This is a genomic window from Psychromarinibacter sediminicola (genome assembly GCF_029168335.1).
GTDB classification, from domain to species: domain Bacteria; phylum Pseudomonadota; class Alphaproteobacteria; order Rhodobacterales; family Rhodobacteraceae; genus Psychromarinibacter; species Psychromarinibacter sediminicola.
The window spans coordinates 51,794-75,956 of the sequence record NZ_JARGYC010000016.1 but is presented as its reverse complement, the minus strand read 5'-3'; the positions used below and the strand labels follow the sequence as shown (position 1 = coordinate 75,956).

Genomic DNA, 24,163 nt, shown 5'->3' with positions numbered 1-24,163 from the left:
ACGACCTGACGCGCTGCCAGGCCACCCCGCGCGGCGGACACGCGAGTCTCAGCCTCAAAGTCGGCCCGACTGGCCCCGTCGGCCCATCCGGCGAAAATGTCGTCGAGATAACCGATTTCTCTGCCTTCTGAGGCAAGGGAAACTGACACGAAGACAGCCGTTCTCTCATTGCGGAGAGGCGGCTGTTACAGTTTCAGGATGGGCAAAATATCCTGCACGAAATGGACACAATATGGACACCGCTGAGCTAAGCGATTGAAAGAAAAGAGTAAGGGGTCTGGGGGGACAGCGTCCCCCCAGCGGATCGGACCGCCGCCAGGCGGTCCGACACATCACGCCGGCAGCTTCGTCTTGCGCAGATAGGGGAAGACGGTCTCGAACTCGCCGTATTTCGCCTTCGCGTCCGCGTCCGACACCGAGGTCGGGATGATCACGTCCTGGCCCACTTCCCAGTTGGCCGGCGTCGCCACGGTCTCCCGCGCCGCGGTCTGCAGCCCGTCCAGCGCGCGCAGCACCTCGGCGAAGTTGCGGCCGACGTTCATCGGGTAGGTCATCGACAGCTTCAGCTTCTTGTCCGGCCCGATGATGTAGACCGAGCGCACCGTCTGGCTGTCGGCCGGCGTCGGCGTGTCGGGCAGGTAGTAGTCGGCCGGCAGCATGTCGAAGGCCTTGGACACTTCCAGCTCGGTATCGGCGATGATCGGGAAACCGACATCGGCGCCGCCATAGGTCTCGATGTCGCCGATCCACTTCTTGTGGTCCTCGACCGGGTCGACGGAGATGCCGATCACCTTGGTGCCGCGCTTCTTCCACTCGGCGTCAAGCTGCGCCACGGCGCCGAATTCCGTCGTGCAGACCGGCGTGAAATCCTTCGGGTGCGAGAACAGGATCGCCCAGCTGTCGCCGATCCAGTCGTGGAAGGTGATCGTGCCCTGGCTGGTCTCGGCGGTGAAGTTCGGAACGGTGTCGTTGATGCGAAGTCCCATGACGGCTCCCTCTCAGTGGGCCCCGGAGGATCGGGGCAGAATCCGGTGATACGGGCGCGTGTGCGCCCCCGCACGGTCTACATGCGCGCGGGGGCCGGCTTGTGCAAGTGCCACGCCGGTATGTCGCTAGCGAATACGCTGCCCGCCCGCGGTGACGCGGCCGGTCTCGCCGTCGACCACGATGTCCGAGACATAGCCGTCCTCGCCGTCCGGCTGCGCGAACCCGCCCAGCATCATCCGCGTGCCCATCGCATCGTCCTCGGACAACAGGTGCAGCGCGACCAGCGCGTCGAGCAGGCCGTTCACCCCGGACAGGCGCAGCGTCGCCGATCCGTCGGGCGCCGGGATGCCGTCGAAGGTCTCCAGGTCGTCGTTGTCGAAGGTAAAGGCCCCCTCGGCGGCGGCCGAGGCGCCCGCGGCCGACACCGACAGCTCCGCCACCGTGACGTCGTAGAGATCGAACGGCGCCGCGCCGGTGGCCTCCAGGCCCTGCAGCGCCTCGATATCGACGAGGTCGACGGTCGGCCGCAGCCCGGCGGTCACGTCCACCGACAGCGTCGCCGGATCGCGCGGCAGCTCTTGCTGCGGGTCGAACAGCGACCAGAGCGCCTCGCCCAGCGTGACGCCTGTCGCCGCGCCGCGCAGGACGGCCGTCGACGGCTCCTCGCTGGTCAGAAGCGGCATGGCGAACTCCGCCTCCACCGTGTCGAAGGCGACGGAGAGCGGCACCGGCATCGCCCCGGGCTGTTCCATGGCCAGGTCGTAGTCGACGGCGCTGCCGGCAACGCGGATGCCGTCCGCGGCCAGGTGCACGCTGCCCTGGTTGCGGCCGACGCTGTCGGTCTGCCGCGTCACGACGGTGCCGCCGGCGGTGATGACCTGTTCGTTCTCCTGGCCGTCGGAGTAGAACTCGTACTCCAGCGCCATCCCGTCGCGCAGCGCCTCCGCCAGCGCGGTCAGCGTCACGCCGCCCGCCGGCAGCGCCACCTCGCCCGCGCCGCCCATCTCGCGCAGCGCGGCGGTTTGGTCCACGGCGACCGTCTCGCCGCTGTCGGGATCGGTCGTCTCGAAGGCGAAGTCGAAGCCGCCGGACCCGATGGCCCCCTCCGAAACGATGGTGAACAGCTCCCCCGCCTCGCGGAGCGTGTACTGCCCCGACAGGTCGTTCATCGTCATCGTCCCGTCGATACTGAACTCCGGCGCCTCTTCGGCCGCCTGCCCGTGCAGGCTGGCATCGGCGAAGGTGACGGCATAGCGGCCGATGTCGTAGTCGTAGGTCACGTCGCCCGGATCGCCGGAGGCGGTGGTGGTATAGTCCTCCACGCGCAGGGTCATCGTCACCGTGCCGCCGCCCGCGCCGGGGATGTCGACACCCAGCCGCCAGTCCTGCTCGTTCGGGCCGCCCAGCGCGACCGTGCCGTCGCCGTTATCGGTCAGGGTCAGGGTGCCGAGCGACAGGGTCGCCTCGCCCAGGCCCATCGGCAGGCCGAACCGCATCTCGATGTCGTGCAGCGTCAGCACGTCGCCGTCGCGGGCGGTCTCGGCCGTGGTCTCCCCGCCGAGCGGGGCGACGGAGGCGGTCAGGTTGTCCCACACGTCCTCGGGCGTGACATCGGCCAGGGCGGCGGCGGGCAGCAGCGCGCAGGCCGCCGTGCCGGTGAGAAATCGAAAGCGAAGCATCGTCGTGTCTCCGGGGTTCGAATGGCAGAAACGAAACGTGCCGCCACGCGGGGGCGCGGCGGCACGGTTGGCATGCAGGGGCGCGCCCTACTGGATTCGCTGACCGTTGGCCGTGATCGCGCCGGTCGCGCCGTCGATCTCGATCTCCGAGACCAGCACGTCCTCGCCGTCGCCGGGACGGGCGAACAGGCCCATCATCATCCGCGCGCCCATCGCCTGGTCCTCGGGCAGAAGGTTCATCGAGACCAGCGTGTCCAGCAGCGCGTTGGCCCCGGTCAGACGCAGGTTCAGCGTGCCGGTCGGGGCGGGAACGCCGTCGAAGGTCTCCATGTCGTCCATGTCGAAGGTGAACGACCCGCCACCTGTCAGCTCGGTGCCCACGGCCGCCAGCCGCAGCTCCTCGATGTCCAGCGCGTGGATCTCGGCGGGCATATCCGCCTCGACCATGCCGGCGCTCTCCGGGTCGAACAGGTCGAACAGGAAGTTCGCCTGGCCGGCCACGTCGAGGATCAGCGTCGCCGGATCGTGCGGCAGCTGGCCCTGCGGGTCGATCATGCCCCAGATCTGCTCGTCGATCGACAGGTCGGCCATGGTCAGGCCAAAGCTGAAGTCCTGCGGTTCCTCGCTGGCCGAGGGCGGCAGCATCAGGCCGAAGCCGAACTCGCCCATCTGCACCGCGACCTGCGGCAGCGGGATCTCGGAGCCGGAGACGGTGAAGTCCAGGCCGGTATTGCCGATGTCGTAGGAGAAGGAGTCGGCGCTCAGCGCGATTTCCAGCAGGCCGCTATCGGTGGACCCGTCCAGGTGGAACATGTCCGACCCGTCCTGGAAGTCGACCAGGTAGGTGGCCGCGCCGTGCGACACCGAGGTCTGGCTGGACATGCCCTCGCCCAGCGCCGCGGCCAGTTCCTTCACGCCGCCGGCCATCATCGCCAGCGACCCGTCGGACTTCACCGACAGGTCGGCGAAGTCGAAGGTCGCGTCGACCGTGCCGTCGCCGCCGTCGGGCTCGTCCATGTGCAGCATCAGCACCATCGACGCGGCGGTGAATTGCGATGCCATGTCGCTATCGCCGCCCACCGTGTAGCTGCCGGCCAGGTCCGACAGCTCGACCGTCGTGTCCAGCTCCAGCGACTCGCCGTCGACGACCAGCTCGGTCACCGAGGCGGTCATCCCCGCGGCGACGTAGTCGTAGGACACCGCGTCCGGCGTGCCCGAGGCGACCATGTCCAGCCCGTCGGTGGCGATGTTCACGCCGACCTCGACCTCCTCGGCGCCCTCCGGCGCCACGGTGACGGTCATGTCGTAGGAGGGCGACATGTCGATCGCCACGGTGCCGTCGCCCTGCTCGGTGAACACGATCTCGGGGATCGTGCCGCTGGCGCTTGCATCCGTGGTCTCCATCCCGAACTGCAGGTCGGTGACCGTGAGCGTCCCGCCATCCTGCGACTCGGAGCCGGCCGTAAAGGTCTGCCCCATCTCTTCGGCCGCGGATTGCCATGCCTCCCAGACCTCGGCGCTGGTGACATCGGCGGATGCCGGACCACCGAAGGCCACGAATAGGGCCGCGGTGGCGCAGAGGGTTTTGCAGTGTTTCATTTTTTTCCTTCCAGGACTAATCCAATGGCGCATAGCTTCCTGCGGGTTGCCGTTCGGGTCAAGGAACGTCTTTGTAAAGGCAGGGGATTCCCGACCCCGTTCCCGGCCCCGAAGCCACCGCGAAAGCACGAAGGAACAGTCACATGGATCTGAGCGGAAAAACAGCCCTGATTACCGGCGCGAGCCGCGGGATCGGCGCGGCTGCGGCGCTGGCCTTTGCCGAGGCCGGCGCCCGCGTGGCGCTTCTGGCGCGCGACGAGGCCGCGATCTCCGAGCTGGCCGGCCGGATCGGCCCCGCCGCGCTGGCCATCCCCTGCGATGTCAGCCGCTACTGGGAGGTCGAGACGGCGGTGAAGGCCACCGCGGACAAGCTCGGCGGGCTGGACGTTCTCGTCAACAATGCCGGGGTGATCGAGCCGATTGCGCAAATGGCCCTGTCCGACCCCGAGGGCTGGGCCCACGCCATCGACGTCAACCTGAAGGGGGTCTACCACGGCATGCGCGCGGCGTTGCCGGTGATGCTGGCCGCGGGCGGCGGAACCGTGCTGACCGTCTCTTCCGGCGCGGCGCATCGCCCGCTGGAGGGCTGGTCGCATTATTGCTCCGCCAAGGCCGGGGCGGCGATGCTGACCTCCTGCCTGCACGCCGAATACGCCGACCGGGGCATCCGCGCGATGGGCCTGTCCCCCGGCACCGTCGCCACGCAGATGCAGCGCGAGATCAAGGCCAGCGGCCTGAACCCCGTCAGCGCGCTCGACTGGTCCGACCACATCCCGCCCGAATGGCCCGCAAGGGCGCTGGTCTGGATGGCCACGCCGGAGGCCGACGACTGGCGCGGCCAGGAAATCTCGATGCGCGACGACGCCGTCCGCGCGCGGCTTGGCCTGGCATGATGCCTGACATGAAGCCTGGCAGGATCCGGCTCGACCGCGACGGCGGCCTCTGGACCGTCACGCTGGACCGGCCGGACAAGTCGAACGCCCTGACCCGCGCCATGCTGACCGAGCTGGCGGAGACGGCCGAGGCCGCCCGCGGCCGGGCGCAGGCGCTGATCCTGACCGGCGCGGGCCGGGTGTTCTCGGCCGGGGCCGACCTGGAGGAGGCGCGCGCCGGCCTCGCCACCGACCCGGTCTGGGAACGGCTGTCGGCCGCCATCGCCGCGCTGCCCGGCCTGAGTATCGCGGCGCTGAACGGCACGCTGGCGGGCGGCGCCTTCGGCATGGCGCTCGCCTGCGACCTGCGCCTTTCGGTCCCGGAGGCGAAGTTCTTCTACCCGGTGATGAAGCTGGGCTTCCTGCCGCAGCCTTCCGACCCCGCCCGCCTGCGCGCCCTCGTCGGGCCGGCCCGCGCCAAGCTGATCCTGATGGCGGGCCAGAAGATCGCCGCCCCCGACGCGCTGTCCTTCGGCCTGGTCGACGAGATCGTGGCGCCGGACGCGCTGATCCCCCGCGCCCGCGCGCTGGCCGAGCACGCACTCGCCGCCACCCCGGACCATGCCGGCGCCATCAAGGCGCTGATCTGACCGGCGGGTCCGGGCGCGGGGCGCCCGTCACGCCACAGGGTCATAGCGGTGCGATGTCTCCGCGGGGCGTTCTGCCGCGCGCACCGGGTAGCCGCCCTGCCTTGGTCCCGGACCATACAGCGTCCGACTCCACACTGCACGACACTGGATTTGCCGTGGGACATTTCCACCTGCGTCGCGCGGCGGAACGCCGTGCAGCGCCGCCCCGCCCCCATCGGGGCGGCGCTTCTGGCGATGACGGTGCCAAGTGCCCGACCTACATGCTTTTGTCTCCGATATCGCAAAGCTCGACCGCGCCCCGGCGGGTCGGCGCTGCACGGCGTTCCGTTTGGCCGGGGGCGCTATCCGGCAATGCCGAGGAAGCAGTGTCGTGTCGCGCGTCCAACCCCGGACAGTTAGCGCTATCTACAACAAAATCAATAACCTAACCCCGTGTCCAACCTTGGACACCCGCTCACTCGGCCCCGGCCGTCGCCGCCGAGGGCGCCGCCAGCCACTCCCGCGCCGCGGCCTCCTCGGCCCGCCCGAAGACCCGCGTCTCGATCGGCGACAGCGCCGCCCCCGCCCGCGTCGCCGTCGCCAGCGCGGCCATGTCGGTCACCAGCGCCACCTTCTTCACCTTGCCCAGCGCCTGCAGCCCGGTCCCCAGATGCGGCAGCGCCGCCGGCACGTTGACCAGGCCCAGCCCGTGAATCACCTCCATCACGCCGATCTCTCCCTCGGCCGCCATGAAGGCCTCCAGCTTCGGAAACAGCACGTCCATATCCACCTTGGAGATGCCGCCGTCGATCACGATCTCCACGTATTTCTCCGTGGGATGCTCTACATACTGAACGCTCATCTCAGCTCCCTTCTCCGATCCGCCTGACCGTGTCGCCCACCGACACCGCGCCGTCCTTCTCGACCCGCGCATAGATCCCGCGCAGCCGCAAGTCCTTGCCCCGGCCGGTATTCACGAAGAGGCAGGCATCGCGCCCGTACCGGTCGATGAAGGCCTGGCAGCCGTTATGCGGCTCTTCGGTCACGGCCATCTCCACGCTTCCCAGCGCCAGCCGCGTGCCGGGCGGGCAGTTGCCCGGCGACAGGTCCATCTCGACAAACAGGTTGTCGCCCGCCGGCGCCCAGTCCGCCCGGTCCTCGCCGGCGATGGCCGCGATGCACCGCGCCGGCATCAGGCAGATCTGCACGTCCGGATGCGGCCGCCCGTCCTCCGTCTCGCGCCAGCAGCCCAGCGCCCAGTGATCGCCCGCGACCCCGCCGGCCAAGCTCAGCTCGGCCCGCTCCGGCATCTCGCGCGCGCCTTTCGCCGGGCGCACGACGATCGCCTCCACGGTGCCGTCCTTCGGCGCCGATTCGATATGCGGCAGCGCCGCCCGCAGCTCCTGCATCGTCCTGTGCGCCATCCGGCCCTCCATCGCTCCGCCCCAGAATGGCGCCGCGCACGCCCGGCGCAACCCCTATCGCCGCGCCCGCCGCTTGCCCGGCGTCTTCGAATGAAACCCCGGCGGCCGCTTCGCCACCCAGCCGATGAACTTCGCCAGCCGCGGATGCGCCCGCAGCGCCGCGACGCTCGCATAGTCCCGCGCCAGCTCCGCCTCGGTCAGCGTGGCATGAATCTCGTTGTGGCAGATCTGGTGCAGCCGCACCGTCTCGCCGCCCTTGCCGCCGCGCAGCTTCGGCACCAGATGATGCAGGCTCTGCGGCGCCTCGGGCGGGATCGGCCGCCCACAAAGCGGACAGATCGGCCCCTCGTCTTGAGTCTCCCCGGTCACGATGCCAGAGGATGGCGCGTCCGCCGCCGGAGACAAGCCCCGCCATGCCCGAACGCCCAGCCGCCCTCATCGTCGGCGCCGGCCCCGCCGGCCTGATGGCGGCCGAGGAACTGGCCCGCGCCGGCCTCCCCGCGACGGTGGCCGAGGCGAAGCCGTCGGTCGCGCGCAAGCTCCTGATGGCCGGCAAGTCGGGGCTGAACCTGACGAAGTCGGAGGATCCGGCGGCGTTCCGCGCGGCCTTTACCGAGGCCGCCCCCTGGCTCGCGCCGATGCTCGACGCCTTCGGGCCGGAGGAGGTGCAGGCCTGGGCCCGCGGGCTGCGCCAGGAGCTCTTCACCGGCAGCACCGGCCGCGTTTTCCCCACCGCGATGAAGGCCTCGCCGCTGCTGCGCGCCTGGCTCGCCCGGCTCGCCGAAGGCGGCGTCACGCTCCGCACCCGCTGGCGCTGGACCGGCTTCGACAGCGACGCGCTCCGCTTCGACACACCCGGGGGCCCGCGCCTTCTGACCCCTGAGGTCACGATCCTCGCCCTGGGCGGCGCCAGCTGGCCGCGCCTCGGCTCCGACGGCGCCTGGGCGCCCTGGCTGGCCGCGCAGGGCGTGCCGGTGTCTCCCTTCCGCCCCGCCAATGCCGGCCTCGCCGTCGACTGGTCGCCGCATATAGCCCGGCAGTTCGGCAGCCCCGTGAAGGGCACCCGCCTGACCGCAGGCGACACCGCCACCCGCGGCGAATACGTCCTCTCCGAACGCGGCCTCGAAGGCGGCGCGATCTACGCCCTCACCCGCGCCCTCCGCGACGGGGCGCCGCTCACCGCCGACCTCGCGCCGGATTTGTCCGCCGACGCCCTCGCCGCCCGCCTCGCCCGGCCGCGCGGCAAGGCGAGCCTGACCAACCACCTGCGCAAGAGCCTGCGGCTCGACCCGGCGCGGCTCGCCCTGCTGATGGAATTCGGCCGCCCCCTGCCCGAGGGCCCCGCCCTCGCCGCGCGGATCAAGGCGCTGCCGATCCGCCACGCCGGCCTCCGCCCGCTGGCCGAGGCGATCTCCACCGCCGGCGGCGTCCCGCACGCGGCGCTCGACGACGACCTGATGCTGCGCGCCCGGCCCGGCACCTACGCCGCCGGCGAGATGCTCGACTGGGAGGCGCCCACGGGCGGCTACCTCCTCACCGCCTGCCTCGCCACGGGCCGCTGGGCCGGCCGCGCCGCCGCCCGCCGTCTGCAGGGCTGACCCCGGGGCTTCTTCTCGTTCCAAATACGCAATCCGGCCGCGCCACAAGCACAGCGCAGGGATCGGAGCGCCCGCGCCTTTGCGGAGGCGGGGTGGGCGGGCGGGCGCCTCCGCAAAGGCGCGGGCCCGGCCCAACGGTCAGCGCCGGGCCGCGAGCATCGACAGGCGGATCAGCGTGCGCTCGACCAGCGCCATCTGCGGCGCCCGCTGATGGGCCGAGCGCAGCGTGAGGTCGGTGTCGGTCAGCATCTGCAGCGCCTGCGCCAGCTTCGGCGCCCCCCAGCTTTGCGCCTGCCGCTGCATCCGGTCGCGGCGCGGGCCGAAGATCGGCGGGCGGGCGCGGGCGATGCCGGCCGAGGGGCCGCCGGGGTCGGAGGCGGCGGCGTAGAGGGTGCGGAAGTGCCGGGTCGCGCCGATCACGAGGCCCACGGGCTGCACGCCCTGGCCGTCGAGCTTCTGCATCACCGGGCCGATCTCGGCCGTGCGGGCCTCGGCGACGATGTTCAGCACGTCGTCGAGCGCGGCCTCGGTGGTGGCCGGCGCGCAGGCGGCGATGTCGGCGTGGGAGACCGGCTCGGGGTCGCCCAGCTTGTAGAGCGCGAGCTTCTCGACGGTCTGGCGCAGGTCGCCGGGGTCGAGGCTGCGGGCCATGGCGGTGATGTCGGTCATCGCCTCCGGCGAGATGTTCTTCAGCCCGGCATGGGACAGCTCGCGCTCCAGCTCCTCGCGGCTGGGCGGGTCGTTGTAGATGCCGATGGCGAAGCCGTTTTTCAGCCCCTCGAACAGCTTGCGCAGGGTCGAGCGGGCCGGCAGCGACCCGGCGGTGACGACGAGATGGGCGTCGCCCTCGCGCCAGTCCTCCAGGGCGGTGGCGATGGGCTTGGTAAGGGTGTCGGTCGCATCCTCCAGAAGGACGCAGCGGGGGCCGGGGAAGAAGCCCTGCTCGCGGATGGCGTCGATCAGCAGCGCCGCGTCCTTGCGGAGCTCGGCGGCGGCGATGCGGGTCAGGCGCATCTCTTCCTCGCCCTTGGGGCCGAGGATGGCGGCGACGAGGTCCTGGCGCTTCAGGGCCACCCGCATCGGATCCTGGCCGTAGATCAGGGTCGCGGCGCAGGTCGGGTCGGGGCGAGAGAAATGGCTGGCAGCGTCGCGGGCGGAGAGCTTCATCGGCGCCAGTCGGGGGCGGTGGCGATCAGCTCCGTCACCAGCTGGTCGGCGAGGATGGTCATCAGGCGCTCCGCGGCGTCCTCGGTGGCGGAGAGGGTGCCGACGATCGAGCCGGTGGCGGAGTAGCCGGTGAAGCTCTCGACCTTGCCCCGGGCGACGACCGCGTCGGTGGCGCGGTCGGTCAGGGTGTAGGAGACGCGGCCGAGGAGGTTGTAGCGGGTGGTGGCCCGGTCGGGGGTGATGCCGAGCCCCTGGCGGTTGGTCCGGATGCGGTAGTCGAGGAGATAGGGCGCCGAGGCGGGGCGGCCGAGGCGGTCCTCCAGCCGGGCGACGAAGACGAAGGCGTTGCGGTCCTCGGGGTCGGCGGCGAAGATCTGGCCGCGCAGCCCCGCGGCCTGGCCGCCAGGGCCGTAGACGGGGGAGAAACCGCAGGCGGCGAGCGCCGGCAGGGCGCCGGCGAGGCCCAGGAGAATCCGGCGACGCGACGGGGTGTCCGAGGTTGGACAGGGGTGCAAGCCTTTGGACTCGCTAGAGATAGCGCTAACTGCCCTTGTGTCCGGACGGGCCGTCCGAGGGGGTTTGCCTGCCGCCATGTCCGCCTAGATCACCACGTTGACGATCCGGCCCGGGACGACGATCAGCTTCTTCGGCGCGCCGCCGTCGAGGGCCTTTTTCACAGCATTGTCGGCCAGCGCCAGCTTTTCAACCTCTTCCTTGTTGAGGTCCTTGGGCACCACGATCTCGGACTTGCGCTTGCCGTTGATCTGGATCGGCAGGGTCACGGTGTCCTCGACCAGCATCGAGGCGTCGGCCTTGGGCCAGGCGTGGCCCGTCACCAGCCCCTCGCCGCCCAGCATATGCCAGCAGTCCTCGGCCAGGTGCGGGGTCATCGGCGACATCAGCTGCGCCAGCACGCGCGCGGCCTCGCGTTTCGCGGTCGGGCCGGCCTTCGACTTCTGCAGCGTGTTGGTAAAGGCGTAGAGCTTGGCGATGGCGGCGTTGAAGCCGAAGGAGTCGATTCCCATCGTCACGTCGTGGATCGCGCGGTGCATGGCGCGGGCCAGCTCTTCATCGGCCTCTGGCGAGCCCTCTTCAGCGCTGTCGGCGATGTCGGCGATGTCGGCGCAGATGCGCCAGACGCGCGACAGGTGCTTGTAGGCCGCATCGGCGCCCGAGGCGGTCCATTCCACGTCGCGCTCCGGCGGGCTGTCGGACAGCACGAACCAGCGCGCGGTGTCGGCGCCGTATTCGGCGATGATTCGCTCGGGATCGACCACGTTCTTCTTGGATTTCGACATCTTCGCCGAGGGATAGATCCTCAGAATAACCTCTTGGCCGTCGGCTTTTGGCCGAGGCTTACCTTGACTCTCTTTCAACCAAGCCTTGACTGCCTCTTGGTCCCCCGGATCCACCCCATGCTCGTGAAGACCGTCCTTCCACAGCGCATAGCGCGTACCATCAGCTTCTACCGTCAACACCTCGGCCGGCAGGTAGTATTTCGTGCGCCCTCCCTGCACCGTCTGTCCTTCAGGAGCATCGGCACGAAATTCAGAGGCAGGTTCCGAAACGTCCATGGTTCCGACGTACATCTCGTGCGTGACCATGCCCTGGGTGAACAGCGCGTCGAACGGCTCCTTCGATTTCTCGGGCAGGTGGCCGCAGATATGCATCGCCCGGGCGAAGAAGCGCGAATAGAGCAGGTGCAGGATCGCGTGCTCGATGCCGCCGATATACTGGTCGACGTTCATCCAGTAGGCGGCGTCTTCGGGGTTGGTCGGCGTGTCGGCATCGGGCGCGGTGAAGCGGGCGAAGTACCACGACGAATCGACGAAGGTGTCCATCGTGTCGGTCTCGCGCTTGGCCGCGCCGCCGCAGGCGGGGCATTTCGTGTCGCGCCACGAGGGGTGCCGGTCCAGCGGGTTGCCGGGAATCGAGAAGTCGATGGGCTTGCCGCCCTCGTCGTAGGGCAGCGTGACCGGCAGATTCTCTTTCTTCTCCGGCACCACGCCGCAATCCTCGCAATGGACCACGGGAATCGGGCAGCCCCAGTAGCGCTGGCGCGACAGGCCCCAGTCGCGCAGGCGGTAGATGGTGACGCCGTGGCCGACGCCGTTCTCCTCGCAGAAGCGGACGGCGGCGGCGATTGCCTCGTCGCCGGTCTGGACCTCGTCGCCGGCGAAGCCGCGGACGTATTTCACGCGCCGGGTCTTGGGCGGCACATAGGCGTCGCCGCCGTCCTCGGGCAGCACATGCGCCTCGGCGTCCGAGCCGGGCACGTAGGTGGAGGCGACGGGCAGGTCGTATTTGCGCGCGAATTCCAGGTCGCGCTGGTCGTGCGCGGGGCAGCCGAAGATCGCGCCGGTGCCATAGTCCATCAGGATGAAGTTGGCGATGTAGACCGGCAGTTCCCACGCATTGTCAAAGGGATGGCGCACGGTCAGGCCGGTGTCGAAGCCGAGCTTGGGCGCCTTTTCCAGTTCCTCCTCCGACGTGCCCATGCGGCGGCAGTCGGCGTTGAAGGCGGCGACGTCGTCGCGCTCGCGCTCCAGGATCTTGGCCAGCGGGTGGTCGGCGGAGACCGCGACGAAGCTGGCACCCATCAGCGTGTCGGGGCGCGTGGTGAACACCTCGATCCGGTCGTGGCCGTGCGGGCCGTCGACCAGCGAGAAGGCGAATTGCAGCCCCGTCGACTTGCCGATCCAGTTGCGCTGCATCGTCTTGACCTTGTCGGGCCAGTCGTCAAGCCCGTCCAGCGCGTCGAGCAGTTCCTCGGAATAGTCGGAGATCTTGAAAAACCACTGGGTCAGCTCGCGCCGTTCGACGGGCGCGCCGGAGCGCCAGCCCTTGCCGTCGATGACCTGTTCGTTGGCCAGCACGGTCATGTCCACCGGATCCCAGTTGACCGTCGCCGCCTTGCGGTAGACCAGCCCCTTTTCCAGGAAATCCAGGAACATGGCCTGTTGCTGGCCGTAATACTCCGGGTCGCAGGTGGCGAATTCGCGGGTCCAGTCGATCGACAGGCCCATCGGCTTCATCTGGTCCTTCATCTGGGCGATGTTGCCGTAGGTCCAGTCCTTGGGGTGGCCGCCCGACTCCATCGCCGCGTTCTCGGCCGGCATGCCGAAGGCGTCCCAGCCCATCGGGTGCAGCACCGAGAAGCCGCAGGACGCCTTGTAGCGCGCGACGACGTCGCCCATCGTGTAGTTGCGGACATGGCCCATGTGGATCCGACCGCTCGGGTAAGGGAACATCTCGAGCACGTAGTATTTGGGCCGGCTTTCGTCGCGGACGGCGCGGAAGCATCCGGCCTCTTCCCAGGCAGCCTGCCATTTCGGTTCGATGGTGCTGGCGTCGTAGCGGGACATGGGTCGGGCTTTTTCCTTGGTCTGGAACGACAAACGCCGGGCGTCCGGCCCGGCGTTGATACTTTGCGCGTGGCGGAGATTCTAGAGCTTCGAATCGCGCACGCGCAGCTGCCGCGCGCGGGTGAGAATCGCGTCCTCGATGGCGCGGACGGTGGCCGGGCTGGCCGGGCCCGCGCGGGTGTTGAGCGCGACGGTCAGCGAGCGGGCGTCGAGCGCGGGATCCTGCACGTAGATCGTGGCGCGATAGGCGCGGCCACCGCCCGGCGGGTTGCCGTAGCCGGTGACGATGACGCCCGAGAACGGGTCGGCGGCCTCGATCGGCAGGAAGGACAGCACGTCGAGCGCGGCGTTCCAGATGTACTTGTTCACCTCGACGGTGACGTTCGGGTCGTCGCGGTTGCCCTCGAACAGGTCCCAGATCGTGCCGGAGGCGCGGCGCTCGCGCTCGCGGAGCGCGGGCGGGGCATTCTTGCGCTGTTCGGCGACCGCATCGCTCGGGGGGCCGGAGGCGTTGCTGCGGAAGATGCCGATCTCGGTGCCGGCGCCGCAGCCGGCCACGACGCCCAGAAGCGCCAGAATCCCGACAGATTTCAAAGGCTTGATGTGCATCATGCTGGTTTGCCCCGTGCCCGCCATTGCGCAGGGTGTACCGGACGCGGAAAAAGCGGACAAGGCATTTTCATTTCAGGGGCTTCCGGGGTGCGAAAAGTCACTGTGGCATACCTGCATCAACAGGGGACGCATTGGGGAGGCACCTCCGGGCAGTCATTGCAATCGAAGGCCGTTGGAGCGACACACCCAACATACTCAATTCGAATACCGGGTTGAGGTGCACCTTTTAACGAATGAGGGAAAACCAATGAAAAAGGTTCTCTTCGCGACCACCGCCCTCGTGGCCTCTGCCGGTATCGCGTCTGCCCAAGGCGTCGCGCTCTCCGGTTCGGCTGAGATGGGTGTTGTGGGCGGCGGCGCCTACGGCGACAACTTCCAGTTCTGGACCGACGTGGACGTCACCTTCACCTTCTCGGGTGAGACCGACAACGGCCTGACCTTCGGCGGTAGCATCGACCTCGACGAGTCGGACGGCTCCGGCACCTTCGCGGCCGGCACCACCGTCGGCGCTTCGCCGGCCTTCGCCGGCACCTCGCAGGGCGGTGAGACGGTCTTCCTCTCCGGCGCGTTCGGCACCCTGACCATGGGTGACACCGACGGCGCTCTGGACTGGGCGCTGACCGAAGTGGCCATCGGCGGCTCGATCGACGACGCCCACACCGCGCATGGCGGCTACAGCGGCGGCAACGAAGCCGACGGCATGCTGGACGGCCAGATCGCCCGCTACGACTACTCGTTCGGCGACTTCTCCTTCGGCGCGTCGGTCGAAGTTGACGACACCGGCGTGGCCGATCCGACGTTCGGCGTCGGCGCCAAGTACAGCACCTCGTTCAGCGGTGTGGATCTGGGCTTCGGCCTCGGCTACCAGTCCTACGTCAACGCCGGCGGCGCCACGCAAGATGCGTTCGGTGTCTCGGTTGACGTTATGTTCGCGGGCGGCTTCCAGGCCATCCTGAACTACAAGGAACTGGGCGACACGGATGCCGGTGGCGTCAGCGAAACCCACTGGGGTGTCGGCGTCGGCTACACCTTCGACGCGATCACCGTCGGTGCCAACTACGGCATGTACGAAGAAGGCGCCAACCAGCAGGACGGCTTCGGCGTGGCCATCGACTACGACCTGGGCGGCGGTGCCGAGGTTCAGTTCGGCTACGGCGACACCTCGACCTGCGGCGTCTACGCCGGCTGTGCCACGGTCGACCAGTTCTCGCTGGGTGTTGCGATGAGCTTCTGATCCTCGCGGATCAAACAGCTTCGGGAAGGACGGGCCCTGCGCCCGTCCTTTCTTTTTGCGGGGCGCCGCGCCGCGGGCCGCGGGCCAATCGACAAGCCGCGCCCCCTGTGCTAGGCGCTCCGGCGATCCGTCCTTCCTGACAAAGTGCCGACGATGCTGCCGCTCAGCCCCGCCCAGATTCCCCGCCTGTTCAAGGAGGCCCGCGCCCTGGAGACAGCCGGCAAGCTGGACCAGGCGCGCCGCCAGTACGAGGCGATCCTGCAGGTCGACCGGAACAGCGCCCCGACCCTGTTCCGGCTTGCGGAGATCGACTTCAAGCAGGGCCGCTACGACAGCGCGCTGGGCCATCTGGACCGGGCCGCGGCGATCAAGCCCGACGAACACGCGATCTGGGGGCTGCAGGCCCGGGTGCTGGAGCGGATCGGCGACCCGGACCGCACCCGCGCCTTTCTTGACCGCGCCAAACGCGCGCCGCTGCCGCGGGAGTTCGTCCTGGCGATGCAGAGCGCCTTCTCGAACAGTCGCGCCAAATCGAAGACCAGCACCGGCACCGCGCCGCCGGAGAAGATCCGGCAGGCCATCGCGCTGTTGCAGTCCGGCGACGCCGCCGGCGCCGCGCGGCTTGCGGGCGCGCTGCGCAAGGCGCATCCGGACGTGGCGATCATCGCCGACATCCTGGCCAACGCGCAGGCGCAGCTGGGACAGCCCGACGCCGCGGAAGAGAATTTCCGGGCCGCCGTGGCGCTCGACGCGACCTATGCCGAGGCGCGGGCGAATTACGGCCGATTCCTCGTGGAACGTAAGAAACACGAGGCCGCCATCGGTCAGCTGCGCGAGGCGGTGCGGCTGGCGCCGAAGATGAAGCGCGCCTGGGTCGCGCTGGGCATGGCCTATGCCCGCACCAACCGGATGAACGGACCGGCCGCGCAGGCGTTCGAGCAGGCGCTGAAGATCGACGCGCACGATCCCGGCGCGCTTCTGGAATACGCCCGCCTGATGCTGCAGGACCGCCAGCCCGAGGCGGCCGTCGGGCTGGCCGAGCGGGCCCTGAGCGCCGGGGCCGACCCGATGGATTCGCGGCTGTGCCGGGCGCGGGCGCTGGCCGATTCCGGCCGTGTCGACGACGCGCTGGCGGAGCTGGCCGGCGTGCTGGAAGAATGGCCGACCTGCGGGCCGGCCTATGCCGCCCGCGGTGCGATCCATCAGATCGCGGGCGATTTCGCGGCGTCGCGCGCCGATTTCCGGCGGGCGCTGGAGCTGATGCCGCGCAACGCCGAGACCTATCGCGTGTTCCTCGCCACCGAGAAACTGGCGGCGGACGACCCGCTGATCCCGCAGATGAAAGCCCTGTTCGACGACCCGGCGCTGCCCGATTCCGACCGCGCCAGCCTGGGATTCGCGCTGGCCAAGGCGATGGAGGACACGCGGCAGCACGACGAGGTCTTTACCTATCTGCGGCCCGCCAACGACGCGATGCGCCGCCTGTACCCCTATGACATCGCCGAGCGCGTCGATCTCTTCGCGCGGATTCGCGAGGCCTTCGGCACGGTCGATTTCGCCGCCCGGCGGGTCGAGGGGGCGCCGGCGATCGGGCCGATCTTCGTCGCCGGCATGCCGCGGTCGGGCACCACGCTGGTCGAGCAGATCATCGCCAGCCATTCGCGCGTGACCGGCGGCGGCGAGCTGGACTACGTGCGCCGCGAGCTGCATGCGGTGCTGACCACGCCGGACGGCGCGTTCCGTGACTGGAATGCGGTGCCCGACGCCGAGCTGGCCGCCGCCGCGCAGCGCGCCGAGGCGCAGATGCGCCGGCGCTTTCCCGATGCGGATGTGATCACCGACAAGAGCGTGCAGACCTATTCGCTGATCGGCCCGATTCGCGCCGTGCTGCCTGACGCGCGCTTTGTCGTGGTGCATCGCGACCCCCGGGACTGTCTGCTGTCGATGTACAAGAACCAGTTCACGCCCGGCCAGCACCTGCACAGCTACAGCCTGAAGGACCTGGCCACCTATTATCATCTGTTCCGCGAGATCGTGGCGTTCTGGCGCGAGACCTGCCCCGGCTGGTTCCACGAGATCCGTTACGAGGACCTGATCGCCGAGCCAGAGGCGCAATCGCGCGCGCTGATCGGCGCCTGCGGGCTGGAGTGGGAGGACGCCTGCCTGAACTTCCACCAGAACACGCGGCGGGTGGATACGCTGAGCGTGCATCAGGTGCGCCAGCCGATCTATCGCAGCTCGATGAAGGCGTGGGAGCGGTATGCGGACGAGCTGGGCGAGCTGTTCGAGGCGCTGGGCGAGGGTTACGCGCCCGCGAAGGAGGCGTGAGCGTGGGACTGGCGGAGATCGAGGCGCGGATACGCAAGGCCGAGGCCGAGGCGGGCCGCGCGGCCGGGTCGGTGAAGCTGGTGGCGGTGTCGAAGGTGCAGCCGCTGGAGCGGGTCGAGGCGGTGCTGGAAGAGGGCCACCGGCTGTTCGGCGAGAACAAGGTGCAGGAGGCGGCCGGCAAGTGGCCGACGCTGCGCGCGCGGTATCCGGACGTGGTGCTGCACCTGGTCGGGCCGCTGCAGACGAACAAGGCGCGGCAGGCGATGGAGCTGTTCGACCGTATCGAGACGGTCGACCGGCCGAAGCTGGCGCGGACCCTGGCGCGGCTGAGGGACGAGACGGGGCAGTGCCCGGAGCTGTTCGTGCAGGTGAATACCGGGGAAGAGGACCAGAAGGCCGGCGTGCTGCCGAAGGAGGCGGACGCGCTGGTGGCTTTGTGCCGCGAGCTGGAGCTGCCGGTCGTGGGGCTGATGTGCATTCCGCCGGTGGAGGAGGAGCCGGCGCTGCATTTCGCGCTGCTGGCGAAGATCGCGGCGCGGACCGGGCTGCGCGAGCTGTCCATGGGGATGAGCGCGGATTTCGAGCGGGCGATCGCGCAGGGGGCGACCTCTGTGCGGGTGGGCTCGGGCGTGTTCGGGGAGCGGGTCTACGAGTGAAGCCGCCTGCGGCGGCTGCCTCCGGCGGGCGTATTTTTCAACGAGAAGAAGGGGCTGGCACGATCAGGCGGGTGCCGGGCGCGATGCGGGCGACGAGCCAGGCCAGGTGGTCGGCGCGGAGGGCGAGGCAGCCTTCGGTCGGGTGGCGCGGTTTGCGCCAGCGGTGGAGGAAGATGGCGGACCCGGCATGCGGCGTTCCGGCGGCGTTCCAGTCGGTCAGCAGGACGATGTCGTAGAGACGGTCGGCGCGGCGCAGGGCCTCGTGGCTGGCGGCGTAGGGGGCGCGGACCTGTCGGTTGTAGTCCAGGGCCGTGGGGGTGTCGGACCAGAGATCGCGGGGGCCGATGGGCTGTGCCCAGCCGTTCGGGCGCGCGAGGCGGTCGGGGCGGTAGAGGCAGCCGGTGATGCGGTGGGTGCCGGCGGGCGTGGCGCCGTCGCCTTCGCGTTTCGTCGCGGTGATGCCGGTGCGGCCGATGGCGCAGGGGAGCGTCCGGCCCAGGACGCGGAGGCCGCGGGGGGTGAGGACGAGGTCGTGCGGCGTCACAGGATGTGGCCCGACTTTTTCGCCTTTGTATCCAGGTACTTGGCGTTCAGCGGGTTGAGGCCGACTTTCAGCGGCACCCGCTCGGTCACCGCGATGCCGTGGTCGCGCATCATGGCGACCTTGGCGGGGTTGTTGGTCAGCAGGCGGACCTTGCCGAAGCCCATGCGGGCGAGGATCTCGGCGCCGATGCGGAAGTCGCGCTCGTCGTCCTCGAAGCCGAGGCGGTGGTTCGCCTCGACCGTGTCGAAGCCCTGGTCCTGCAGCGAATAGGCGCGCATCTTGTTGGCGAGCCCGATGCCCCGGCCCTCCTGGTTGAGGTAGAGGAGGACTCCGGCGCCGGCCTCTCCCATCGCCGCGAGGGCGGCGCGGAGCTGCGGGCCGCAGTCGCATTTCAGCGAGCCCAGCAGGTCGCCGGTGAAGCAGGCGGAGTGCAGGCGGGCCAGCACCGGCGCGTCGCGGGGCGGTTTGCCGATCTCGACGGCATAGTGTTCCTCGGCGCCGTCGTCGGGGCGGAAGACATGGACGCGGCCGGCCTCGGACACCATGAGGGGGACGCGGGCGGAGATCACCTCGTCCATGTGGACCGGGCCTTCGAGCACCGGCGCGGCGGCGGCGACGTCGACGGGCGTCAGGCCGTGCCGCGCGGCGAAGGCGGGGCCGTCGTCCGCCGTCTCCACCAGCACCGCGGCGGGCAGGAGGCGGGCGGATTTCGCCAGGCGCAGGGCGGCGCGGTGCAGCGTGGCGTCGCCGCCGCGCAGGGTGACGTGCGGGCCCTTGAGGGGGGCGACGAGGTCGTCGGCGGGGTCGGCCATATGCGCGAGCCAGATGGCGCCGGCCTCCTCGGGCAGCGCGATGCGGGCGAGGTCGCCGTCATAGGCGCGCGCCTTGAGCGTCGCGGCCCGCCGCGCCGTCACCGCCAGCACCGGCCGGCCCAGCGCGCGCAGGTCGGCGAGCCGCGCGGGATCCAGCGTCTCGGCCGCCGCGGCCAGCGCGGCGCCGCCGCCGGGGGTGAAGAGCACGACGGGGAGGCCCATGCGCAGATCGGCGCGGGCGCGGGAGAGCTGTTCGGTGATCGAGGGCGTGAGCGACATGCGACCGGCGGGAAAACGTTACGGATGCCCCGGGATATGAAACATTCGGCCCCCTGTCGACACGAGCGCGTGAAATGAGTGACGCAAAACTTGCGCGGAACCGTAGCCCCTCACACCTCGTTGAGCATGACAACCGGAGGCATTTCAAACCCATGTCCAACCTGAAGAAGATCCTGCTCGTCGACGACGACGAAGACCTGCGCGAAGCGCTGAGCGAGCAGCTGGTCATGACCGAGGATTTCGACGTGTTCGAGGCCGCGAACGGCGCCGACGCGATGAACAAGGTCAAGGAGGGGCTCTACGACCTGGTGATCCTGGACGTGGGGCTGCCCGACACCGACGGGCGCGAGCTGTGCCGGCTGATGCGCAAGCAGGGCGTGAAGTGCCCGATCCTGATGCTGACCGGGCATGACAGCGACAGCGACACGATCCTCGGCCTGGACGCGGGCGCGAACGACTACGTGTCGAAGCCGTTCAAGTTCCCGGTGCTGCTGGCCCGCATCCGCGCGCAGCTGCGCCAGCACGAACAGTCGGAGGACGCCGTCTTCCAGCTTGGGCCCTACACGTTCAAGCCGGCGATGAAGATGCTGATCACCGAGGAAGACAAGAAGATCCGGCTGACCGAGAAGGAAACCAACATCCTGAAATTCCTGTACCGCGCCAGCGAGGGCGTGGTGGCGCGCGACGTATTGCTGCACGAAGTCTGGGGCTACAATGCCGGGGTGACGACGCACACGCTGGAGACCCATATCTACCGGCTGCGGCAGAAGATCGAGCCCGACCCGTCGAATGCGCGGCTGCTGGTGACCGAAAGCGGCGGCTACCGGCTGGTCGCCTGAGCGCGTCTTGCCATGCGCGGAATGATCCAGATCAATGACGCATCCGCGCGGCAGGTATAGAAACCATCCCAACCCGCGCATGTCCGGGTTTCGACATGCACCTCCCTGTTGGACTGGCCCGGGCCTTGTGCCCGGGCCTTTTTTCGTCGCGGCCCGGGCGTCGGGCTAGTCGTCCTGCCGGATCAGCGTGGCCTGGAAGTTGCCGTCGAAGGTGACGGCGTCCTCGCCGGGCTCGACGATCAGCTCGTCCGCGCCGCCGGGCGTCATCGTGGCCACGAGATCGCCGGAGACGGCGAGTTCGTCGTCGGAGAGATCGAAGGCGGTGAGCGTGAGGTCAGCGTTCGGGCCGCTGGCCATCACCTCGGGGCCGTCGGCGGGGGCGTAGCGGATCTCGACCGCCTCGGCCGCGACCGCGTCGCCGCCGCCGGTGGTGCGGATCGTGATCGACAGGAGGTCGTCATCGTCCCCGGCGCCCTCGAAGGGGCGGCCGACCATGTGCAGCACGCGGCCGGTCTCGGTTTCGCGCCAGCCGCTCTGCGGGCCGTCGTCGGGCGCGGTCAGGCGCCATTGCGCGGCGTCGAGGCCGAGGGTGCCGGTGATCGAACTGGCGGTCTGCTGCGCGAGCGGCGCGGTGGCGGCGAGCGCCAGGGCGGCCGTTGCGGCGAAGAGCGTGCGTGGCATCGGTGGGTTCCCCTTTGTCATTCGGTCGGAACTCAACGGCCCGGCGGGCCGGCGGGTTCCGCTCAGCCGCCGGCGGGGACCGGGGTGCCGTCGCAGAGCCGGGGCACCGCATCGAGCGCGGCATGCGAGCCGGACAGCGTGACCTGCTGCAGGATCGCCTTGAGCCCGATGCCGAAGACCAGCGTCGCGCGGGTTCCCGTCTTCAGCGCCTCCAGCAGCCGCGCGTCGCGTTCCGGGTCGAGTTCCGTGCCGTAGTCGTAGAGCCCGTCCGCCGGGTCCGCCTCGGACAGCCGGGTGAGGAACATGTGCGTGACCATGCGGCCGTCGATCCGGACCGACAGCGGCGCCCGGTACTCGCGGATGTCGGGGCCGTAGAACGCCACGCGGATCATCGGCGGGCCGCCGTCGGGCAGGCAGGCGACGGCGAAGCAGAAGAATTCGCCGGTCTCGGGGTCGTCATAGGGACAGACCGCCGCGCCGGCGCCGAGATCGTGGCTGAAGGTCTCCCACCCCTGAGCCGCGGCCGGGCTGGCGAGAAGGAAGAGAAGGACGCCGAAGAGGCGCGGCATTGGGGGCGACTCCGAGGGACTCAGCTGTCTGGCGTCGGTGCATTCTGGCAGCCTGCCGGGTCCGGTCAAGCGTCGGCGCCGCGGCGCCTGCGCGCGGGGCGGGGGTTTCCGCCGGGCCGCCGGGGGCCTAGTCTGCGCGCGACGAAGGCGAAGACGAAGGCGGAGGCCGGCGGATGCTGCGGTGGATGATTGTCGGGCTGGGGCTGCTCCTGGCGGTGTCCTGCGGGCAGCGGGAGACGCGCGAGGCGGTGCCGCTCTACCAGGGCGAGACGCCGGCGCTGCGGGCGCTGATCAACGAGTATGCCGATTACTACGACGTGCCGCGGGCGCTGGTGCATCGCGTGGTGCAGCGCGAGAGCCGCTATCGGCCGGCGGCGCGGAACGGGCCCTATATAGGGCTGATGCAGATCCACCCGACGACGGCGCGGACGATGGGCTATCGCGGGCCGCCCGAGGGGCTTCTGGATGCGGAGACCAACCTGCGCTACGCCGTGAAGTACCTGCGCGGGGCGTGGATGGTGTCGGACGGCGATTTCGACACCGCCGTCGGGTGGTACGCGCGGGGCTATTACTACGAGGCGAAGCGGCGGGGACTTCTGGAGGAGACGGGGCTGCGCTGAGCGCTCGGCCGCCCTGGCGGGCGGTCTCGCGGGTTGAGCTTGGCCACCGGGGCGCCTATGGCTGGCGCGTCGAACGGGAGACGCGCCATGGCCTTTACCCTTGCCACCTGGAACATCAACTCGGTCCGCCTGCGCGCGCCGCTGGTGGAAAAGCTGATGCGCGAGGAGGCGCCGGACGTCATCTGCCTGCAGGAGTGCAAGTCGCCGGTGGAGAAGATCCCGGCCGAGACGTTCCGCGACCTGGGCTATCCCTACCTCGTGGCCCGGGGGCAAAAGGGCTATAACGGCGTGGCCGTGCTCTCGAAACGGCCGATCGAGGATGTGGGCGAGATGGATTTCGCCGCGCTGGGCCATGCGCGGCATGTGGGCGTGCGGCTGGAGAACGGCGTGGTGCTGCACAACTTCTACGTCCCCGCCGGCGGCGACGTGCCGGACCGCGCGGTGAACGAGAAGTTCGGGCAGAAGCTGGATTACCTGGCCGAGATGCGCGACTGGTTCCATGGTGACCGGCCGGAGAAGGCGATCCTGGTGGGCGATCTGAACATCGCCCCGCGCGAAGACGACGTGTGGTCGCACAAGCAGCTTCTGAAGATCGTCAGCCACACGCCGGTGGAGGTCGAGGCGCTGGGCGCGGCTCAGGAGGCCGGGAGCTGGGTAGACATCACCCGGCAGGACATCCCCGAGGGGCGGCTCTATTCCTGGTGGTCCTACCGCGCGAAGGACTGGAACGCGGCGGACAAGGGCCGGCGGCTGGACCATGTCTGGGCGACGCCCGACATCGCCGGCGCCGCGCATTCCAGCCGCATCCTGCGCGACGCGCGGGGGTGGGAGAAACCCTCGGACCACGCCCCGGTCTTCGCCAGCTTCGACCTCTGACGCTGGCCAGCGCCGCCGCGCCTGCGTAAGCTCTCCCGACGGGACACGGGGGGAGAGGGTATTCGCCATGCCGCAACGGGCGCCGGAGGCGGTGACGCCGCAGGACATTCTGGAATTCTGGTTTCCCGGGGCGCTGGCAAAGGGCGACGCGGACGATCACGCAGCGTTCTGGCGCAGCCGGATGCAGGGCGGGATGGACACGGCGCTGATCGGCGACTGGGCCGAGGTGACGCATGCGGCGGCGCGTGGCGCCTACGACGCATGGGCCGCGGATCCGCGCGGGCGGCTGGCGCTGCTTTTGACGCTCGACCAGTTCCCGCGGTCGGTCTGGCGCGACACGCCGGCCGCCTACGGGCAGGACATCAAGGCCTGCCGGCTGGTGCTGGAGGCGCTGGAGAATGGGCATTTCGAGGCACTCGACACGCCGTGGGAGCGGAATTTCCCCCTGATCGTCCTGTCGCATTGCGAGGGGCCCGATCACCTGGCGCGCATGGATCTGTGCGTCGAGCTGGCCGACACCATGGTCGCCCCCGCCTTCCCGCGCTACGACCATATCTACGGCGATGCCGGGATCCAGCCGCGCCGGGTGCGCGAGATCATCCGCCGCTTCGGGCGCCACCCGCATCGCAACGCCGTGCTCGGCCGGGTCTCCACCCCCGAGGAGGAAGACTACATCGCCACCGGCGACTTCCCGCACCTGCGCGCGCCCGACGCGCCGGCCTGACGCGCCCGCGCCCCCCGCCGCGCCCCCACCGCGCCCCTTGCAACGCGGGCCCGACTGCTCCATCTACAA

24 protein-coding genes are annotated in these 24,163 nt (G+C 69.8%); 10 read left to right on the top strand and 14 right to left on the bottom strand.

Annotated elements, in window-relative coordinates; genetic code table 11:
* Nucleotides 1–332: 332 nt before the first annotated feature.
* The 3 genes from P1J78_RS08200 to P1J78_RS08190 form a co-directional block, all read right to left on the bottom strand.
* Complete coding sequence (locus P1J78_RS08200) at nucleotides 333–986, bottom strand: peroxiredoxin (protein WP_275566852.1); 654 nt, start codon at nucleotides 984–986, stop codon at nucleotides 333–335.
* 126 nt (nucleotides 987–1,112) lie between these two features.
* Nucleotides 1,113–2,666 (bottom strand): DUF2125 domain-containing protein, encoded by a 1,554-nt coding sequence (locus tag P1J78_RS08195; protein WP_275566851.1) that lies wholly within the window; start codon nucleotides 2,664–2,666, stop codon nucleotides 1,113–1,115.
* A gap of 87 nt (nucleotides 2,667–2,753) precedes the next feature.
* Entirely contained in the window at nucleotides 2,754–4,265 is a 1,512-nt protein-coding gene (locus P1J78_RS08190) for a DUF2125 domain-containing protein (protein WP_275566850.1), read from the bottom strand.
* Nucleotides 4,266–4,408: 143 nt separating this feature from the next.
* Here P1J78_RS08190 and P1J78_RS08185 point away from each other — a divergent pair, with 143 nt between their 5' ends.
* Together P1J78_RS08185 and P1J78_RS08180 are read left to right on the top strand one after the other, a co-directional pair.
* A complete protein-coding gene (locus tag P1J78_RS08185; RefSeq protein ID WP_275566849.1) occupies nucleotides 4,409–5,158 on the top strand; it encodes an SDR family oxidoreductase in 750 nt (249 codons plus the stop codon).
* A gap of 8 nt (nucleotides 5,159–5,166) precedes the next feature.
* The gene (locus P1J78_RS08180; protein WP_275566848.1) at nucleotides 5,167–5,787 is read left to right on the top strand and encodes an enoyl-CoA hydratase/isomerase family protein; all 621 of its coding nucleotides are present in this window, start codon (nucleotides 5,167–5,169) and stop codon (nucleotides 5,785–5,787) included.
* Between the two features lie 454 nt (nucleotides 5,788–6,241).
* Here the strand turns inward: P1J78_RS08180 and P1J78_RS08175 are convergent, their stop codons facing one another.
* Genes P1J78_RS08175 through P1J78_RS08165 form a run of 3 tightly spaced genes read right to left on the bottom strand, consistent with a single transcriptional unit; the run spans nucleotide 6,242 to nucleotide 7,559 of the window.
* Entirely contained in the window at nucleotides 6,242–6,628 is a 387-nt protein-coding gene (locus tag P1J78_RS08175) for a SpoIIAA family protein (protein ID WP_275566847.1), read from the bottom strand.
* A 1-nt stretch (nucleotide 6,629) separates the two neighbouring features.
* Nucleotides 6,630–7,190: an MOSC domain-containing protein gene (locus P1J78_RS08170; RefSeq protein ID WP_275566846.1), complete on the bottom strand. Its 561-nt coding sequence runs from the start codon at nucleotides 7,188–7,190 to the stop codon at nucleotides 6,630–6,632.
* 54 nt (nucleotides 7,191–7,244) lie between these two features.
* A complete protein-coding gene (locus P1J78_RS08165; RefSeq protein WP_275566845.1) occupies nucleotides 7,245–7,559 on the bottom strand; it encodes an HNH endonuclease family protein in 315 nt (104 codons plus the stop codon).
* 44 nt (nucleotides 7,560–7,603) lie between these two features.
* Between P1J78_RS08165 and P1J78_RS08160 the strand changes: the two genes are divergently transcribed.
* Nucleotides 7,604–8,788 carry a TIGR03862 family flavoprotein gene (locus tag P1J78_RS08160; RefSeq protein ID WP_275566844.1) on the top strand — a complete coding sequence of 395 codons (1,185 nt, stop codon included), beginning with the start codon at nucleotides 7,604–7,606 and terminating at the stop codon, nucleotides 8,786–8,788.
* A gap of 138 nt (nucleotides 8,789–8,926) precedes the next feature.
* On the opposite strand, the gene holA is transcribed toward P1J78_RS08160, so the two are convergent.
* From holA to P1J78_RS08140, 4 genes are all read right to left on the bottom strand, one after another.
* A complete protein-coding gene (holA, locus tag P1J78_RS08155; protein WP_275566843.1) occupies nucleotides 8,927–9,955 on the bottom strand; it encodes a DNA polymerase III subunit delta in 1,029 nt (342 codons plus the stop codon).
* Nucleotides 9,952–10,470, bottom strand: a complete 519-nt coding sequence (gene lptE / locus P1J78_RS08150; RefSeq protein WP_374213209.1) for an LPS assembly lipoprotein LptE — start codon at nucleotides 10,468–10,470, stop codon at nucleotides 9,952–9,954. Before lptE ends, holA begins: the two co-directional genes overlap by 4 nt.
* A gap of 84 nt (nucleotides 10,471–10,554) precedes the next feature.
* Nucleotides 10,555–13,320: a leucine--tRNA ligase gene (leuS, locus tag P1J78_RS08145; RefSeq protein WP_275566842.1), complete on the bottom strand. Its 2,766-nt coding sequence runs from the start codon at nucleotides 13,318–13,320 to the stop codon at nucleotides 10,555–10,557.
* 81 nt (nucleotides 13,321–13,401) lie between these two features.
* Nucleotides 13,402–13,932, bottom strand: a complete 531-nt coding sequence (locus P1J78_RS08140) for a DUF3576 domain-containing protein (protein ID WP_275566841.1) — start codon at nucleotides 13,930–13,932, stop codon at nucleotides 13,402–13,404.
* Nucleotides 13,933–14,179: 247 nt separating this feature from the next.
* Between P1J78_RS08140 and P1J78_RS08135 the strand changes: the two genes are divergently transcribed.
* The 3 genes from P1J78_RS08135 to P1J78_RS08125 all read left to right on the top strand — a co-directional run bounded on the left by P1J78_RS08135 (nucleotide 14,180) and on the right by P1J78_RS08125 (nucleotide 18,150).
* Nucleotides 14,180–15,166, top strand: coding sequence for a porin (locus P1J78_RS08135; RefSeq protein WP_275566840.1), 987 nt, complete (start codon nucleotides 14,180–14,182; stop codon nucleotides 15,164–15,166).
* A 153-nt stretch (nucleotides 15,167–15,319) separates the two neighbouring features.
* Nucleotides 15,320–17,494 (top strand): tetratricopeptide repeat-containing sulfotransferase family protein, encoded by a 2,175-nt coding sequence (locus tag P1J78_RS08130; RefSeq protein WP_275566839.1) that lies wholly within the window; start codon nucleotides 15,320–15,322, stop codon nucleotides 17,492–17,494.
* Between the two features lie 2 nt (nucleotides 17,495–17,496).
* Nucleotides 17,497–18,150: a YggS family pyridoxal phosphate-dependent enzyme gene (locus P1J78_RS08125; RefSeq protein ID WP_275566838.1), complete on the top strand. Its 654-nt coding sequence runs from the start codon at nucleotides 17,497–17,499 to the stop codon at nucleotides 18,148–18,150.
* Between the two features lie 37 nt (nucleotides 18,151–18,187).
* Here P1J78_RS08125 and P1J78_RS08120 read toward each other — a convergent pair whose 3' ends face one another.
* Together P1J78_RS08120 and ribA are read right to left on the bottom strand one after the other, a co-directional pair.
* Nucleotides 18,188–18,694 (bottom strand): L,D-transpeptidase family protein, encoded by a 507-nt coding sequence (locus P1J78_RS08120; protein ID WP_275566837.1) that lies wholly within the window; start codon nucleotides 18,692–18,694, stop codon nucleotides 18,188–18,190.
* Nucleotides 18,691–19,785 carry a GTP cyclohydrolase II gene (gene ribA / locus P1J78_RS08115; RefSeq protein WP_275566836.1) on the bottom strand — a complete coding sequence of 365 codons (1,095 nt, stop codon included), beginning with the start codon at nucleotides 19,783–19,785 and terminating at the stop codon, nucleotides 18,691–18,693. The genes P1J78_RS08120 and ribA overlap by 4 nt, the downstream gene beginning before the upstream one ends.
* Before the next feature lie 152 nt (nucleotides 19,786–19,937).
* Here ribA and P1J78_RS08110 point away from each other — a divergent pair, with 152 nt between their 5' ends.
* A complete protein-coding gene (locus tag P1J78_RS08110; RefSeq protein ID WP_275566835.1) occupies nucleotides 19,938–20,624 on the top strand; it encodes a response regulator transcription factor in 687 nt (228 codons plus the stop codon).
* A gap of 165 nt (nucleotides 20,625–20,789) precedes the next feature.
* On the opposite strand, the gene P1J78_RS08105 is transcribed toward P1J78_RS08110, so the two are convergent.
* Nucleotides 20,790–21,305 carry a hypothetical protein gene (locus P1J78_RS08105; RefSeq protein WP_275566834.1) on the bottom strand — a complete coding sequence of 172 codons (516 nt, stop codon included), beginning with the start codon at nucleotides 21,303–21,305 and terminating at the stop codon, nucleotides 20,790–20,792.
* Nucleotides 21,306–21,367: 62 nt separating this feature from the next.
* Nucleotides 21,368–21,874 (bottom strand): invasion associated locus B family protein, encoded by a 507-nt coding sequence (locus P1J78_RS08100; protein WP_275566833.1) that lies wholly within the window; start codon nucleotides 21,872–21,874, stop codon nucleotides 21,368–21,370.
* 173 nt (nucleotides 21,875–22,047) lie between these two features.
* Here P1J78_RS08100 and P1J78_RS08095 point away from each other — a divergent pair, with 173 nt between their 5' ends.
* The 3 genes from P1J78_RS08095 to P1J78_RS08085 all read left to right on the top strand — a co-directional run bounded on the left by P1J78_RS08095 (nucleotide 22,048) and on the right by P1J78_RS08085 (nucleotide 24,094).
* Nucleotides 22,048–22,494 carry a lytic transglycosylase domain-containing protein gene (locus tag P1J78_RS08095; protein ID WP_275566832.1) on the top strand — a complete coding sequence of 149 codons (447 nt, stop codon included), beginning with the start codon at nucleotides 22,048–22,050 and terminating at the stop codon, nucleotides 22,492–22,494.
* 87 nt (nucleotides 22,495–22,581) lie between these two features.
* A complete protein-coding gene (locus P1J78_RS08090; RefSeq protein ID WP_275566831.1) occupies nucleotides 22,582–23,370 on the top strand; it encodes an exodeoxyribonuclease III in 789 nt (262 codons plus the stop codon).
* A 67-nt stretch (nucleotides 23,371–23,437) separates the two neighbouring features.
* On the top strand, nucleotides 23,438–24,094 hold the full coding sequence (locus P1J78_RS08085) for a DUF924 family protein (protein ID WP_275566830.1): 657 nt from the start codon (nucleotides 23,438–23,440) through the stop codon (nucleotides 24,092–24,094).
* The last annotated feature ends 69 nt before the right edge of the window (nucleotides 24,095–24,163 follow it).

Excerpts from the sequence above, each read along its gene's own strand:
- P1J78_RS08180 (WP_275566848.1), top strand. The coding sequence starts at position 5,167 with ATGAAGCCTGGCAGGATCCGGCTCGACCGCGACGGCGGCCTCTGGACC.
- P1J78_RS08140 (WP_275566841.1), bottom strand. The coding sequence starts at position 13,932 with ATGATGCACATCAAGCCTTTGAAATCTGTCGGGATTCTGGCGCTTCTG.
- P1J78_RS08160 (WP_275566844.1), top strand. The coding sequence starts at position 7,604 with ATGCCCGAACGCCCAGCCGCCCTCATCGTCGGCGCCGGCCCCGCCGGC.
- P1J78_RS08190 (WP_275566850.1), bottom strand. The coding sequence starts at position 4,265 with ATGAAACACTGCAAAACCCTCTGCGCCACCGCGGCCCTATTCGTGGCC.
- P1J78_RS08195 (WP_275566851.1), bottom strand. The coding sequence starts at position 2,666 with ATGCTTCGCTTTCGATTTCTCACCGGCACGGCGGCCTGCGCGCTGCTG.
- P1J78_RS08095 (WP_275566832.1), top strand. The coding sequence starts at position 22,048 with ATGCTGCGGTGGATGATTGTCGGGCTGGGGCTGCTCCTGGCGGTGTCC.
- P1J78_RS08175 (WP_275566847.1), bottom strand. The coding sequence starts at position 6,628 with ATGAGCGTTCAGTATGTAGAGCATCCCACGGAGAAATACGTGGAGATC.
- P1J78_RS08135 (WP_275566840.1), top strand. The coding sequence starts at position 14,180 with ATGAAAAAGGTTCTCTTCGCGACCACCGCCCTCGTGGCCTCTGCCGGT.
- P1J78_RS08170 (WP_275566846.1), bottom strand. The coding sequence starts at position 7,190 with ATGGCGCACAGGACGATGCAGGAGCTGCGGGCGGCGCTGCCGCATATC.
- P1J78_RS08085 (WP_275566830.1), top strand. The coding sequence starts at position 23,438 with ATGCCGCAACGGGCGCCGGAGGCGGTGACGCCGCAGGACATTCTGGAA.
- P1J78_RS08185 (WP_275566849.1), top strand. The coding sequence starts at position 4,409 with ATGGATCTGAGCGGAAAAACAGCCCTGATTACCGGCGCGAGCCGCGGG.
- P1J78_RS08110 (WP_275566835.1), top strand. The coding sequence starts at position 19,938 with ATGTCCAACCTGAAGAAGATCCTGCTCGTCGACGACGACGAAGACCTG.
- P1J78_RS08100 (WP_275566833.1), bottom strand. The coding sequence starts at position 21,874 with ATGCCGCGCCTCTTCGGCGTCCTTCTCTTCCTTCTCGCCAGCCCGGCC.
- P1J78_RS08200 (WP_275566852.1), bottom strand. The coding sequence starts at position 986 with ATGGGACTTCGCATCAACGACACCGTTCCGAACTTCACCGCCGAGACC.
- P1J78_RS08105 (WP_275566834.1), bottom strand. The coding sequence starts at position 21,305 with ATGCCACGCACGCTCTTCGCCGCAACGGCCGCCCTGGCGCTCGCCGCC.
- P1J78_RS08090 (WP_275566831.1), top strand. The coding sequence starts at position 22,582 with ATGGCCTTTACCCTTGCCACCTGGAACATCAACTCGGTCCGCCTGCGC.
- ribA (WP_275566836.1), bottom strand. The coding sequence starts at position 19,785 with ATGTCGCTCACGCCCTCGATCACCGAACAGCTCTCCCGCGCCCGCGCC.
- holA (WP_275566843.1), bottom strand. The coding sequence starts at position 9,955 with ATGAAGCTCTCCGCCCGCGACGCTGCCAGCCATTTCTCTCGCCCCGAC.
- P1J78_RS08130 (WP_275566839.1), top strand. The coding sequence starts at position 15,320 with ATGCTGCCGCTCAGCCCCGCCCAGATTCCCCGCCTGTTCAAGGAGGCC.
- leuS (WP_275566842.1), bottom strand. The coding sequence starts at position 13,320 with ATGTCCCGCTACGACGCCAGCACCATCGAACCGAAATGGCAGGCTGCC.